This is a genomic window from Pseudomonas sp. KBW05 (assembly GCF_003852405.1).
Lineage (GTDB): Bacteria > Pseudomonadota > Gammaproteobacteria > Pseudomonadales > Pseudomonadaceae > Aquipseudomonas.
The window spans coordinates 145,040-158,656 of sequence record NZ_QAJM01000002.1; the positions used below are offsets into that span (position 1 = coordinate 145,040).

11 protein-coding genes are annotated in these 13,617 nt (G+C 62.7%); 5 read left to right on the plus strand and 6 right to left on the minus strand.

Features of this window, described 5'->3' with window-relative positions:
* Positions 1-38: 38 nt before the first annotated feature.
* From DBR46_RS01650 to DBR46_RS01665, 4 genes are all read right to left on the minus strand, one after another.
* Complete coding sequence (locus DBR46_RS01650) at positions 39-1,709, minus strand: ATP-binding protein (protein WP_124524741.1); 1,671 nt, start codon at positions 1,707-1,709, stop codon at positions 39-41.
* Positions 1,709-3,208 carry an ATPase domain-containing protein gene (locus DBR46_RS01655; protein WP_124524742.1) on the minus strand — a complete coding sequence of 500 codons (1,500 nt, stop codon included), beginning with the start codon at positions 3,206-3,208 and terminating at the stop codon, positions 1,709-1,711. The genes DBR46_RS01650 and DBR46_RS01655 overlap by 1 nt, the downstream gene beginning before the upstream one ends.
* A gap of 108 nt (positions 3,209-3,316) precedes the next feature.
* Positions 3,317-4,375: a tetratricopeptide repeat protein gene (locus DBR46_RS01660; RefSeq protein ID WP_124524743.1), complete on the minus strand. Its 1,059-nt coding sequence runs from the start codon at positions 4,373-4,375 to the stop codon at positions 3,317-3,319.
* A 66-nt stretch (positions 4,376-4,441) separates the two neighbouring features.
* A complete protein-coding gene (locus DBR46_RS01665) occupies positions 4,442-5,335 on the minus strand; it encodes a bestrophin family protein (RefSeq protein ID WP_124524744.1) in 894 nt (297 codons plus the stop codon).
* A gap of 217 nt (positions 5,336-5,552) precedes the next feature.
* On the opposite strand from DBR46_RS01665, the gene DBR46_RS01670 reads away from it, so the two are divergent.
* The 5 genes from DBR46_RS01670 to DBR46_RS01690 are packed head-to-tail and all read left to right on the plus strand — an operon-like array spanning position 5,553 to position 11,107.
* A complete protein-coding gene (locus DBR46_RS01670; RefSeq protein WP_124524745.1) occupies positions 5,553-7,196 on the plus strand; it encodes an AMP-binding protein in 1,644 nt (547 codons plus the stop codon).
* A 21-nt stretch (positions 7,197-7,217) separates the two neighbouring features.
* On the plus strand, positions 7,218-7,985 hold the full coding sequence (locus DBR46_RS01675; protein WP_124524746.1) for an SDR family NAD(P)-dependent oxidoreductase: 768 nt from the start codon (positions 7,218-7,220) through the stop codon (positions 7,983-7,985).
* A gap of 12 nt (positions 7,986-7,997) precedes the next feature.
* On the plus strand, positions 7,998-9,182 hold the full coding sequence (locus tag DBR46_RS01680) for an acetyl-CoA C-acyltransferase (protein ID WP_124524747.1): 1,185 nt from the start codon (positions 7,998-8,000) through the stop codon (positions 9,180-9,182).
* 12 nt (positions 9,183-9,194) lie between these two features.
* Entirely contained in the window at positions 9,195-10,322 is a 1,128-nt protein-coding gene (locus DBR46_RS01685) for an acyl-CoA dehydrogenase (protein ID WP_124524748.1), read from the plus strand.
* Between the two features lie 11 nt (positions 10,323-10,333).
* Positions 10,334-11,107 (plus strand): enoyl-CoA hydratase, encoded by a 774-nt coding sequence (locus DBR46_RS01690; protein WP_017738134.1) that lies wholly within the window; start codon positions 10,334-10,336, stop codon positions 11,105-11,107.
* A gap of 150 nt (positions 11,108-11,257) precedes the next feature.
* On the opposite strand, the gene DBR46_RS01695 is transcribed toward DBR46_RS01690, so the two are convergent.
* Positions 11,258-12,409, minus strand: a complete 1,152-nt coding sequence (locus tag DBR46_RS01695) for an acyl-CoA dehydrogenase family protein (RefSeq protein ID WP_017738135.1) — start codon at positions 12,407-12,409, stop codon at positions 11,258-11,260.
* 3 nt (positions 12,410-12,412) lie between these two features.
* Positions 12,413-13,516 (minus strand): enoyl-CoA hydratase/isomerase family protein, encoded by a 1,104-nt coding sequence (locus tag DBR46_RS01700; protein ID WP_124524749.1) that lies wholly within the window; start codon positions 13,514-13,516, stop codon positions 12,413-12,415.
* Positions 13,517-13,617 lie beyond the last annotated feature (101 nt).

The following is a 13,617-nucleotide window of genomic DNA, read 5'->3' on the forward strand; positions in this document are numbered from 1 at the left end:
CTTCGTTTCCAAACACTACAAACTAGGGGAACTACATCCTATTGCTTGATCATCTCCCGCACCTTGGCCGTCAATAAGTCAAAGGTAAACGGCTTGGTGATCAATTGCATGCCCGGGTCTAGGAATCCGCCGCGCACCGCTGCGTGTTCGGCATATCCAGTGATAAACAGCACCTTCAGCTCTGGCCGGATCTGCCGGCCGATTTCCGCCAGTTGCCGCCTGTTCATGCCGGGCAACCCGACGTCGCTGATCAGCAGATCGATCCGCTGATCAGATTCGATGATCGGCACCGCCGTATCGGCATCCCCTGCCTCGACAAAGCCATAGCCCAACTCCTTGAGCACCGCGCTGACCAAGACCCGTACCGCCGGATCATCCTCGACGATCAGCACCGTCTCACCGGCGTTGGCAAACGGCAGCAAGGCCGGGTTGACCACATCATCGGCAACGATCTGGCCAGCAAAACGTGGCAGAAACAGGCTGACCGTGGTGCCTTTGCCGACCACGCTATGAATCGTGACATGCCCATGGGACTGGCGCGCAAACCCGTAGATCATCGACAGCCCCAGGCCGGTTCCCTGACCAATGGGCTTGGTGGTGAAGAACGGGTCGAACACGCGGCCCATCACGCTTTCTGGGATACCGCAGCCAGTGTCGCTGACGCTCAATTCCACGTAGTCACCGGGTTTAAGCGTGCCATAGGCGGCGGTGAAGACGCTGTCGAGGTGGCGGTTGCCGGTTTCCACGGTGAGGCCGCCGCCGCTGGGCATGGCATCACGTGCGTTGATCACGAGGTTGAGCAGGGCGCTTTCCAGTTGGTTGGGGTCGGCTTCGGCGGTCCACAGCCCATCGGCGAGGCGCATGTCCAAGGCAATGCTTTCGTTGATGCTGCGTTGCAGCAGTTCGCCCATGGCACTGACCAACGTATTGAGCTCCACCGGCTTGGAATCCAGGGATTGGCGCCGCGAAAACGCCAAGAGCCGATGGGTCAGGCCCGCCGCGCGGTTGGCCGAGGTCACACCCAGGTCGATCAAACTGTCGAGATCATCCAATTTGCCCCGCGACACCCGCCGGCGCAGCAGCTCCAGGCTGCCGATAATGCCGGTGAGCATATTGTTGAAGTCGTGGGCGATGCCACCGGTCAACTGGCCAACCGCTTCCATCTTTTGCGATTGGCGCAAGGCGTCTTCGTTGTGGCGCAATTGCGCGGTGCGCTCTTCTACCTGCTGTTCGAGGGTTTCCAGGGTGCGTTGCAGGCGCAGCTCGCTTGCACTCAGGTCGATCAAGCGGTCGCGGGCTTCGTATTGGCGGCGCCGACCACGCAAGGCCGTGCTCACCTGGCTGATCAGGGTGACCGGGTGAAAAGGCCGCTCCAGGAACGTCACGTTGCCCAACAAGGGGCTCAGTTGCGAGGAACCATTCTGGCCGCTGCCGCCGTGATGGGTCATCAGCACAATCGGCAAGTCCGACCACGCTGGCTGCTGGTGCAGGATCTCCAGCAACGGTTCCAGCTCCACCCCAAGCAACGCTTCGGCCGCCACGATCACCAAGCCGGCGCCTTGTTCCAGCGCTTCGCACAGTGCACCCAGGTCGCTGGCGACGATGCCACTGTAGCCGGCTTCCTTGAGCATCATCAGCGCCAATGAGCCGTCGCGGCCCATCGGCGCCAGGATGATTGCGCGCTCGGAAAAGGGCGAAAGGCCCGGCATCAGCCCATGTCCTTGAGCAGGGGCGAGCCGGCGCCCATATACGTGGGAATCCCGCGCAGTACGCCCTGGAAGTTGTTCAGTGGCTCGCCCACGGTCATGCCGCGACTGCCGATGCGGTATTCGCGAATGGTGGATTCATGGGAGCCGGTCCTTTTCTTGATGATCGAAATCGCCCGGCGCACCTCACCGATCGCTTCGAAGTAACGCAACAGGATCACGGTGTCGGCCAGGTAAGTGATATCCACCGGCGCCTGCATATCGCCCACCAGCCCGTGCTGGGCGACCGTCATAAAGGTCGCCGCGCCCCTGCGGTTGAGGTACAGCAGCAGTTCGTGCATGTGCAGGATCAGCGCGTTTTCTTCCGGCATCGCAGCGGTGTAGCCGTTGATGCTGTCGATCACCACGGTTTTAATGCCGCTGTCATCGACGCAACGCCGCACCCGGTGGGAAAACTCGCCGGGCGACAGCTCGGCAGCGTCCACTTGTTCAATCAGCAGGTTGCCAGTGGCTTGCAGCGCCTCCAGGTCGATCCCCATGTTTTTCATGCGTTCAAACAGCAGGCCCAGTTCTTCGTCGAAGATGAACAGCGCAGCTTTTTCGCCTCGGGCCACGGCCGAGGCGGCGAAGATCATCGAGATCAGCGATTTGCCGGTACCGGCCGGGCCGAGGATCAGGCTGCTGGAGCCGGTCTCGATACCGCCGCCGAGTAACGAATCCAACTCTTTGATGCCGCTGGTCAGGGTCTGGCGGTTGTAACCGCCCCGGTGTTCAGCCGCCACCAGGCGCGGGAACACATGCACGCCGTCCTGCATGATGGTGAAGTCATGGAAACCGCCACGGTATTTCTGCCCGCGGTACTTCACCACCCGCACCCGGCGACGTTCGGCGCCGTAGTTGGGGGTCAGTTCTTCCAGGCGGATCACCCCGTGGGCGACGCTGTGTACCGTCTTGTCGAGGGATTCGGTGGTGAGGTCGTCCAGCAGCAGCACGGTGGCGTCATAACGCACGAAATAGTGCTTGATCGCGAGGATCTGCCGGCGATAACGCAGGGAGCTTTGCGCCAGCAGGCGAATCTCCGACAGGCTGTCGACCACCACGCGGGTCGGCTTGACCCGTTCCACCACTTCAAAGATCTGCCGCGTCGCTTCGCCCAACTCCAGGTCGGACGAATACAGCAGGCTCTGCTGGTGCTCGGCGTTGAGCAGGCTTTCGGGTGGGGTCAGTTCGAAGATATGGATATTGTCGTCCAGGTCCCAGCCGTGGGACTTGGCACCCTGGCGCAATTCACGCTCGGTCTCGGACAGGGTGATGTACAGCGACTTCTCGCCGTTTTTCGCGCCGGCCTGCAAAAAATGCAGGGCGACGGTGGTTTTGCCGGTGCCGGGTTCACCTTCCAGCAAGAACAGGTGGCTGCGCGATAGCCCGCCGGAAAGAATGTCGTCCAGACCTTCGATACCGGTGGCCGCCTTTTCACTGAACAGCTCGTTGGATGTAGACAAGAAGTGCCCTCGGGTCACGGATCAATAGAGGAACGCGCCGCCTTGGGCGCGCCATATTTACTTGACCGTGATGGCCCGTAGCCGTTCCACGATTTTTTTCCGAGAGCGCTACAGGCCTTGCTGCAAGGCCGGGTCGTCGGGATTTTGCTGTTCCAATTGGGCGAGCAACACCTGGACGTTTTGCAACTGGCCGCTTTCCTTCCAGTAATTGACCAGCAGCACCCGCGCTTTGCGGTTGGCCGGATGGCGTTGCAGGATCTCTTCCAACTGACGCTGTGCCGCTTCCAGTTCGTTCTGGGCGTGGAGGGTGGTCGCCAGGTCGTAGCGGTAATCCTGATTGTCCGGCTCCAGCTCCACGGCCTTGGACAGGCCCAGCAACGCGTACGGGCGTTCACCGTGGTGCAGCAGCCACAGCCCCAAGGCATGTTGCAGATAGGCCGAGTCCGGGTGCGCCGCCAGTTGCCGCGCCAGCAATTGGCGGGACTCCTCACTCTTGCCTTGTTTATCCAGCAACTCGATCTGTGCGACCACCGCTTGCAGATTGTCCGGCTGCAAGCGCATCGCCTGTTCCAGGGCGTTTTGTGCATCGGTCAGCAGGGCGCTGTGGATGTACAGCTGCGCCAGTTGAATCCAGCCCTCGGCGGTTTCGGGCTGGGCCTTGAGGTATTTGACGAACTCGTCGAGCACTTGCTGCAACGGGCCGAAGTACAGGCCCAGGGTGTCGGGCGACAGGCCAAGCAGGGCGTTGGCCGCAGCAAAGCGCACGCTTTGTTCCGGGTCGTCGAGTGCCGGACCGAGCAACAGCGTGCGCTGGCCGCTGGGCACCAGGCCGACAATGCTGTGGATTGCCGCTTCACGCACCTGCGGCGAATCGCTCGCCAGGTCCTTGTCGGCCAGCTTCAAGGCTTGCGGGCTAGGGTAGTTGGGCAACTCGGCGTGCAGCGCGGCGCGGCGCTCCGGGGACAGGTCCGGCCGGCCCAGTTGCTGATACAACACCCGCGCCGCCCCCGGCTCGCCATTGCGCGCCTGTTTCAGGGCTTTGGAATAACCGTGGGCAATTGCCGGCGGCACGGCGACCTGACTGGAACGGGAGAAATACCAAGTGATCAGCACAATCAACAGCAGGGCGCACAGGCCGACGAGGGAATAACGGCGTGACTTAGACATGCAGGCGTCCGCAAGTATTACAAAGCCGTCAGCTTCGACCAGAGCAGGGCAGGTGTCAAACCCGCGTCAGGTCAGCACGTAGTCCACCGGTTCCAGAGGCGGCGGCAAGTCGGTTTCACCGAGGGCGGCGCGCACCTCACGCTCCAGGTTGCGCAGGATGGCGTTGCACGGCAGGTCGTTTTCGTCGAAACCGAAGGGGTCTTCCAAGTCATCGCCGATTTCGTCGAGGCCAAAGAAGGTGTAGCTGACGATGGCGGTGAACACCGGTGTCAACCAACCCAGCGGCTCGGCCATGGCAAACGGCAGCAGAATACAGAACAGGTAAATGGTGCGGTGCAGCAGCAGGGTGTAGGGGAAGGGCAGCGGCGTGCTCTTGATCCGCTCGCACGAGGCCTGCACCTGGCTCAGGCTGACCAGGCGGGTTTCCAGCTGGGTATAGCGCCACTCGCTGATCACCCCGCGCTCGGCCAGTGCGCAAAAGCGCGCCCCCAGTTGTTGCAGCACGCTGTCCGGCAGGTTGGGGTGCGTCGCCGCCACCGCCGCCCAGGGCTTGATCGCCAAGGCTTCGTCTTCATGGCGCAAACGCGCAACCAGCCCATGGGCAAAACCACACAAGCCGCGCAATAGCCCGGCACGTTCAGGCGAATCCCCCAGCACCTGGGTTTCGCGGATCAGCGAACGTACATCAATGATCATCTGCCCCAATTGCTTGCGGCCTTCCCACCAGCGGTCGTAGCAGGCGTTGTTGCGAAAGCTCATGAAGATCGACAACGACAGGCCCAGCAACGTAAAGGGCGTGGCATTGACCTTGGAAAAGTAGGCCGGGTGCCAGGTTTCCACCAGCACGATCACCGATGCCAGCAACGTCACCAGCAGGCTGCGTAAGGCAATGCGCTTGGCAATCGAACCCTTGAGGGAAAACAGGATGCCCACGAGGTTGGGCTTGGGACGGACAATCATCGGCTGGGGAGCTTCTTTGGTGGCGCAGGCCCTCAGGTTAGAAGCTCGCTGCCAACGCGTCCAATCGCTTGGGCTGACCGGTTGATCGGCGGGGTCGATGACTGGCCAAACCAGTCAGCCATGTTGATGGCTTTGACCATTGCTGCTGGGGCGCGCTAGAGCGACTATTTCCGTGGTTTACGTCCTGAAAATAAAAAACACAGAAGGATTTGAAGCGATGCGTGACTACTTGGCCGCCACCACCGGATTTGACTACCCGCACACCGTTGCCGCCGCACTGGCCGGCACCCTGCAAGGCCTCAATGCCTGCGTGGAATGCTGTGACCGCCACGCGCTGCCCGGGCGCATCGCGTTGTTCTGGGAGGGCAAGGACGGCCGCAGCGCCACCTCGACCTTTACCGACTTGCAGGACCAGGCCGCACGCTTCGCCAATTTCCTCCTGGCCCAGGGCGTCAAGCGCGGCGACAAAGTGGCGGGACTGCTGCCGCGCACCGCGGAATTGCTGGTGGTGGTGTTCGCCACCTGGCGTATCGGCGCGGTCTACCAACCGTTGTTCACCGCCTTTGGCCCCAAGGCCATCGAGCACCGCCTGAACAGCTCCGGGGCGGCGCTGGTGGTCACCGACGCGGTGAACCGCCCGAAACTGGCGGAAGTCGAAGGCTGCCCGACCATCGTCACGGTCACCGGCGCCAAGGGCGAAGGCCTGGTACGCGGCGATTTCAGCTTCTGGGCCGAGCTGCCCAACTATTCCAATGTGTGTGAGCCGGTGCTACTGGGCGCTGACGACCCGTTCCTGCTGATGTTCACCTCGGGCACCACCGGCCCGTCGAAAGCGCTGTCGGTGCCGCTCAAGGCCATCGTCGCGTTCCAGAGCTACACCCGCGACGCCGTGGACCTGCGCCCCGAAGACGCGTTCTGGAACGTCGCCGACCCGGGCTGGGCCTATGGCATCTACTTCGGCGTGACCGGCCCGTTGTCCATGGGCCACCCGATCACGTTCTACGATGGCCCCTTCACCCTGGAAAGCACCTGCCGGGTCATCAACAAATACGGCATCACCAACCTCACCGGTTCGCCCACTGCCTACCGTCTGTTGATCGCCGGCGGCGAGCAGTTTGCCCATTCGATCAAGGGCAAGCTGCGCATCGTCAGCAGCGCCGGCGAGCCGCTGAACCCGGAAGTGATCCGCTGGTTCGCCGACAACCTGGGCGTGACCATCCATGACCACTACGGCCAGACCGAACTGGGCATGGTGCTGTGCAACCACCATGGCCTGGAGCATCCGGTGCATGTCGGCTCGGCCGGCTTTGCCTCGCCGGGCCACCGCATCGTGGTGCTGGACGATGACTATCAGGAGTTGCCAGCAGGCCAGCCGGGCATTCTCGCCATCGACCGCGAACAGTCGCCGATGTGCTGGTTCGCCGGGTATGACGGCGTGAAGACCAAGGCGTTTGTCGGCAAGTACTACCTGAGCGGCGACACCGTGGAGTTGAACCCCAACGGCAGCATCAGTTTTGTCGGGCGCAGTGACGATGTGATCACCACGTCCGGCTACCGCGTCGGCCCGTTCGATGTGGAAAGTGCGCTGGTGGAGCACCCGGCGGTGATCGAAGCGGCGGTAGTCGGCAAACCGGATCCTGAGCGGACCGAACTGGTGAAAGCCTTCGTGGTGATCAACAGCCAATACCGCGCCACCCCGGAACTGGCCGAGGAACTGCGCCTGCACGTGCGCAAGCGCCTCGCCGCCCATGCCTACCCACGGGAAATCGAATTTGTCAGCGACTTGCCCAAGACCCCGAGCGGCAAGCTGCAACGTTTTATCTTGCGTAACCAGGAAATCGCCAAGGCGGCGGTGGCCTGATCCACTTTTAAGGAAACAATGATGCAAATTGAAAACAAGGTATTCCTGGTCAGCGGCGGCGCGTCGGGCCTTGGCGCGGCCACCGCCGAGATGCTGGTCGCCGCTGGCGCCAAGGTCATGCTGGTGGACCTCAACGCCGAAGCCGTCGCGGCCAAGGCCAGGCAACTGGGTGACAACGCACGCAGCGCCGTAGCGGATATCAGCCAGGAAGAGGCTGCCGAGGCGGCGGTACAAGCCGCCGTTGCAGCGTTCGGCGGTTTGCACGGCCTGGTCAACTGCGCCGGTGTGGTGCGCGGCGAGAAGATCCTCGGCAAGAACGGCCCTCACGCCCTCGCCAGCTTTGCCCAGGTGATCAACGTCAACCTGATCGGCAGCTTCAACCTGCTGCGCCTGGCCGCTGCGGCCATCGCCGAAACCGAAGCGAATGCCGATGGCGAACGCGGTGTGATCATCAACACCGCCTCGGTCGCCGCCTTTGACGGGCAGATCGGCCAGGCGGCGTATTCCGCCTCCAAAGGCGCGATTGCCAGCCTCACCTTGCCCGCCGCCCGCGAGTTGGCGCGCTTTGGTATCCGCGTGATGACCATCGCCCCGGGCATTTTCGAAACGCCGATGATGGCCGGCATGACCCCGGAAGTGCGCGACTCCCTGGCCGCCGGCGTGCCATTCCCGCCACGCCTGGGCAAACCGGCCGAATACGCCGCGCTGGTGCGTCACATCATTGAAAACAGCATGCTCAACGGCGAGGTGATCCGTCTCGACGGTGCCTTGCGCATGGCGGCCAAGTAAGGAGTTTGAACCATGACTGATCCCATCGTAATTGTCAGCGCCGTGCGCACACCCATGGGCGGCTTCCAGGGCGACCTCAAGGGCCTGACCGCGCCACAACTGGGTGCCGCCGCGATTCGTGCGGCGGTAGAACGCGCCGGTATCGCCCACGATGCCGTGGATGAAGTGCTGTTCGGCTGCGTACTGCCGGCTGGTCTCGGCCAGGCGCCTGCACGTCAGGCGGCATTGGGCGCCGGGCTGGACAAGTCCACCCGCTGCACCACCCTCAACAAGATGTGCGGCTCGGGCATGGAAGCGACGATCCTGGCCCATGACTCGCTGCTGGCCGGCAGCATTGGGGTGGCAATCGCCGGGGGCATGGAAAGCATGTCCAACGCGCCATACCTTCTGGACCGTGCGCGCAGCGGCTACCGCATGGGCCATGGCCGCGTACTCGACCATATGTTCCTCGACGGCCTCGAAGATGCGTATGACAAAGGCCGCCTGATGGGCACCTTTGCCGAAGACTGCGCCGAGCACAACGGTTTCACCCGTGAGGCCCAGGACGCGTTCGCCATCGCCTCCCTGACCCGCGCACAACAAGCGATCAGCGACGGCAGCTTTGACGCGGAAATCGTCCCGGTGCAGGTCACCGTGGGCAAGGAACAGAAAACCATCCAGCACGACGAACAACCGCCGAAAGCCAAGCTGGACAAGATTGCCAGCCTGAAACCGGCGTTTCGCGACGGCGGCACGGTCACGGCGGCGAACTCCAGTTCGATTTCCGATGGTGCAGCGGCGTTGCTGCTGATGCGTCAATCCGAGGCGCACAAACGCGGCCTCAAGCCCTTGGCGGTGATCCACGGGCACGCGGCGTTTGCCGATGAGCCGGGGCTGTTCCCGGTCGCACCGGTGGGGGCGATTCGCAAGCTGATGAGCAAGACCGGCTGGAACCTCGACGAAGTGGACCTGTTCGAGATCAACGAAGCCTTCGCCGTGGTCAGCCTGGTGACCATGAGCAAGCTGGAAATCCCCCATAGCAAGGTGAATATCCACGGCGGCGCCTGCGCCCTGGGCCACCCGATTGGCGCGTCCGGCGCGCGCATCCTGGTGACCTTGCTCGCGGCCCTGCGCCAAAAAGGCCTCAAGCGTGGCGTCGCCGCCATCTGCATCGGCGGTGGTGAAGCCACGGCCATGGCCGTTGAATGCCTGTATTAAGGACTGAACCCCATGCTGCCCAATGACGAACAACTGCAAATCAGCGACGCGGCCCGGCAATTTGCCCAGGAGCGCCTGAAACCTTTCGCCGCCGAGTGGGACCGCGAGCATCGCTTTCCCAAGGAAGCCATCGGCGAAATGGCTGAACTGGGCTTTTTCGGCATGCTCGTGCCGGAACAGTGGGGCGGTTGCGACACCGGCTACCTGGCATACGCCATGGCCCTGGAAGAGATCGCTGCCGGCGACGGCGCGTGCTCGACCATCATGAGCGTGCACAACTCGGTGGGTTGCGTGCCGATCCTCAAGTTCGGCAACGATCAGCAGAAAGCGCAGTTCCTCACGCCCCTGGCCAGCGGCGCCATGCTCGGCGCATTTGCCTTGACCGAGCCCCAGGCCGGCTCCGACGCCAGCAGCCTGAAAACCCGTGCCCGCCTGGAAGGTGACCACTACGTGCTGAACGGCTGCAAACAGTTCATCACCTCCGGGCAAAACGCCGGGATCGTGATTGTGTTTGCGGTCACCGACCCGGCGGCGGGCAAGCGTGGCATCAGCGCGTTTATCGTACCCACGGATTCACCTGGCTACACCGTGGCGCGGGTCGAGGACAAACTCGGCCAGCACGCGTCCGACACCTGCCAGATCCTCTTTGAAGACGTCAAGGTGCCGGTGGCCAACCGGTTGGGCGAGGAGGGCGAAGGCTACAAGATCGCCCTGGCCAACCTGGAAGGCGGGCGCGTCGGCATCGCCTCGCAATCGGTGGGCATGGCCCGCGCCGCCTTTGAAGCGGCGCGAGACTACGCCCGTGAGCGCGAAAGCTTCGGCAAGGCGCTGATCGAACACCAGGCCGTGGCGTTCCGCCTGGCGGACATGGCCACGCAAATCGCCGTCGCCCGGCAGATGGTGCATTACGCCGCCGCCCTGCGTGACAGCGGCAAGCCGGCGCTGGTGGAAGCCTCGATGGCCAAGCTGTTCGCCTCGGAAATGGCCGAGAAAGTCTGCTCGGCCGCCTTGCAAACCCTGGGCGGTTACGGTTACCTGAGCGACTTCCCCCTGGAGCGCATCTACCGCGATGTGCGGGTCTGCCAGATTTACGAAGGCACCAGCGATATTCAACGCATGGTCATCTCACGCAATCTCTAAGGAGCCGATACATGAGTTACGAAACCATCCTGCTCGAAGTCCAGGGCCGCGTCGGGCTGATTACCCTCAATCGCCCGCAAGCCCTGAACGCGCTGAATGCGCAACTGGTCAGCGAACTGAACCAGGCGCTGGACGGCCTGGAAGCCAACCCTGAAATCGGCTGCATCGTGCTGACCGGCTCGAAAAAAGCCTTCGCCGCCGGCGCCGACATCAAGGAAATGGCCGAGCTGACCTACCCGCAGATCTACCTCGACGACCTGTTCAGCGACAGCGACCGCGTGGCCAACCGCCGCAAGCCGATCATCGCTGCCGTGAACGGCTTCGCCCTCGGTGGCGGCTGTGAACTGGCGTTGATGTGCGACTTCATCCTGGCCGGCGATGGCGCCAAGTTCGGCCAGCCGGAAATCAACCTCGGCGTGTTGCCGGGCATGGGCGGCACCCAACGCCTGACCCGCGCCGTGGGCAAGGCCAAGGCCATGGAAATGTGCCTGACCGGGCGTTTTATCGACGCGGTGGAAGCCGAGCGTTGCGGCATCGTCGCGCGTATCGTGCCGGCCGATGAACTGCTGGAAGAAGCGCTGAAAGTCGCCACGCTGATCGCCGGCAAATCGGTGCCCATCAGCATGATGGTCAAGGAAAGCGTGAACCGTGCGTTTGAAGTCAGCCTGTCGGAAGGCGTGCGCTTTGAGCGCCGGGTGTTCCATGCGGCGTTTGCGACGCAGGATCAGAAGGAAGGCATGGCAGCGTTTGTGGCCAAGCGTGCGCCCGAGTTCAAAGATAAGTAATCCCAAACACAGAAGATCCAAATGTGGGAGCGGGCTTGTGTGGGAGCGGGCTTGCTCGCGAATGCGGTGGATCAGTCGCTGCATGTGCTGACTGGCACGCCGCCTTCGCGAGCAAGCCCGCTCCCACATTTTGGTTTTGCATTGAGCCAGTTAGAGTTGGTAGTTCTTCAGTTCGCGAGCAATCACCATCCGCTGAATCTCGCTCGTCCCTTCATAAATCTGCGTGATCCGCGCATCCCGGTAATAACGCTCCACCGGGTAATCCTCCAAGTACCCATACCCGCCATGAATCTGCATCGCTGACGAGCAGACCTTTTCCGCCATTTCCGAGGCAAACAGCTTGGCCTGGGAGGCTTCCGACAGGCACGGCTTGCCGGCGCTGCGCAGGCGCGCGGCGTGCAGGATCAGCAAGCGCGCGGCATTCAAGCGGGTTTGCATGTCGGCGAGCAGGTTGGCCACGCTCTGGTGCTCGATAATCGCCTTGTCGAACTGCACCCGATCACGGGCGTAGGCCAATGCCGCTTCAAACGCCGCGCGGGCGATGCCCAGAGCCTGGGCGGCAATGCCGATGCGCCCGCCTTCGAGGTTGGACAGGGCGATGGCCAGGCCCTTGCCACGTTCGCCCAGCAGGTTGGCCTCAGGCACGCTGCATTGGTTGAGGGTCACGGCGCAGGTGTCCGAGGCGCGGATGCCCATTTTGTGTTCTGTGCGATCCACCACAAAACCGGGCGTGTCGGTGGGCACCAGGAACGCGGAGATACCTTTTTTGCCGAGGTCGGGATCGGTCACCGCAAACACGATGGCCAGCTTGGCGCGCTTGCCGTTGCTGACAAACTGCTTGGCGCCATTGATTACCCACTGGCCATCGCGCAGTTCGGCACGGGTGCGCAGGTTGTGCGCCTCGGAGCCGGCCTGGGGTTCGGTCAGGCAGAAGCAGCCAATCGCCTGGCCACTGGCCAGATCGGCCAGCCAGGTCTGTTTCTGTTCATCGGAGCCGTAGTTGAGGATCGGCCCGCAACCCACTGAATTGTGGATGCTCATCAGCGCACCGGTGGCGCCATCACCCGCAGAAATCTCCTCGACGGCGAGGGCGTAGGCGACGTAATCCACGTAGGTGCCACCCCATTCTTCCGGGACCACCATGCCCAGCAAGCCCAGTTCGCCCATCTTGGCGACCAGGGCATCATCGATCCAGCCGGCTTTCTCCCAGGCTTGGGCGTGGGGCGCGATCTCACCCCGGGCAAAGTCGCGCGCCATGTCGCGGATCATCACTTGTTCTTCTGTGTATTCAATATCTTGCATGGCTTATCTCCCAACCAACTCGAAGTCACGGAAGAAGCTGTCGACATGGTGCGCATCCAGCTCAGCCACCGTGGCAGGGTTCCAGCGTGGGGCTTTGTCCTTGTCGATGATCAATGCGCGAACGCCTTCGATCAGGTCGCCGCGCGCGAACCATTGACGGTCCAGGTGGAGTTCCAGGGCAAAGCATTGTTCCAGTGGCAGGTGACGGCCACGGCGCAGCATTTCGAGGGTCACGGCCATGGCCAGCGGCGAGCGGGTTTGCATCAGGGCTGCCGTGGTCAACGCCCACTCATGGCTGTCGGCAACGGTGACTTGCTGGAGCTGCTCGACGATGCTCGGCACGTCCGGCAAGGCGAAGAAGTGGTCGATGGCCGGGCGCAACGCGGCCAGCGGCGCATCCGGCAAGTGCTGTACGCCGAGCTTGGCGAGCAGGCCTTGCAGGTCCTTGAGGGGCGATTCGTGCCAGTGCAGGCGGTCCAGCTTCTGGTCGAGGTCGGCCAGCTTGGCGCTGTCCAGGTACCAGTCGGCCAAACCGCAATACAGTGCATCGGCAGCACGAACCTGCACGCCGGTAACCCCGAGGTAAACACCCAGCTCGCCGGGGATACGCGGCAGGAAATAGCTGCCGCCAACGTCCGGGAAGTAACCGATGGCCACTTCCGGCATCGCCAGGCGGCTGCGCTCGGTGACCACGCGCAGGTCGGCGCCTTGCACCAGGCCCATACCGCCGCCCAGGACAAAGCCGTCCATCAGGGCGAGGACAGGTTTGCGGTAGTGGTGGATGGCGAGGTCGAGGGCGTATTCCTCGACGAAAAAGTCTTCGTGCAGGGTGTCGCCGTTTTTGAAGCTGTCATACAACGAGCGGATGTCGCCCCCCGCGCAGAAGGCTTTTTCCCCGGCGCCGCGCAGGACTACCGCATACACCGTGGGATCGTCGGCCCAGGCGTGCAGGTGCTGGCTCAGGCTGCGGACCATGTCCAGGGTAATGGCATTCAGGCCGGCGGGGCGGTTGAGGGTGAGGTGGCCAATATGGTTGCGGACTTCGGCGAGTATGTCGTCTTGAAGATGGTCGGTGTGGCTTGCCTCGGATGAAACCTGAGCAGTCATCGCTAACTCCCTGCTTTTATTGTTCTTTATCAAGATGTTCGGGGACGAACCTTCTTGTGATCCTACCAGTGCAAATTTGCCCAGTACACCGGGGAATCATG

What these genes read in the sequence shown, in the direction of transcription:
- DBR46_RS01695 (WP_017738135.1), bottom strand. Translation starts at nt 12,409, where the DNA reads ATGCAAGATATTGAATACACAGAAGAACAAGTGATGATCCGCGACATG.
- DBR46_RS01690 (WP_017738134.1), top strand. Translation starts at nt 10,334, where the DNA reads ATGAGTTACGAAACCATCCTGCTCGAAGTCCAGGGCCGCGTCGGGCTG.
- DBR46_RS01675 (WP_124524746.1), top strand. Translation starts at nt 7,218, where the DNA reads ATGCAAATTGAAAACAAGGTATTCCTGGTCAGCGGCGGCGCGTCGGGC.
- DBR46_RS01700 (WP_124524749.1), bottom strand. Translation starts at nt 13,516, where the DNA reads ATGACTGCTCAGGTTTCATCCGAGGCAAGCCACACCGACCATCTTCAA.
- DBR46_RS01660 (WP_124524743.1), bottom strand. Translation starts at nt 4,375, where the DNA reads ATGTCTAAGTCACGCCGTTATTCCCTCGTCGGCCTGTGCGCCCTGCTG.
- DBR46_RS01665 (WP_124524744.1), bottom strand. Translation starts at nt 5,335, where the DNA reads ATGATTGTCCGTCCCAAGCCCAACCTCGTGGGCATCCTGTTTTCCCTC.
- DBR46_RS01680 (WP_124524747.1), top strand. Translation starts at nt 7,998, where the DNA reads ATGACTGATCCCATCGTAATTGTCAGCGCCGTGCGCACACCCATGGGC.
- DBR46_RS01670 (WP_124524745.1), top strand. Translation starts at nt 5,553, where the DNA reads ATGCGTGACTACTTGGCCGCCACCACCGGATTTGACTACCCGCACACC.
- DBR46_RS01650 (WP_124524741.1), bottom strand. Translation starts at nt 1,709, where the DNA reads ATGCCGGGCCTTTCGCCCTTTTCCGAGCGCGCAATCATCCTGGCGCCG.
- DBR46_RS01685 (WP_124524748.1), top strand. Translation starts at nt 9,195, where the DNA reads ATGCTGCCCAATGACGAACAACTGCAAATCAGCGACGCGGCCCGGCAA.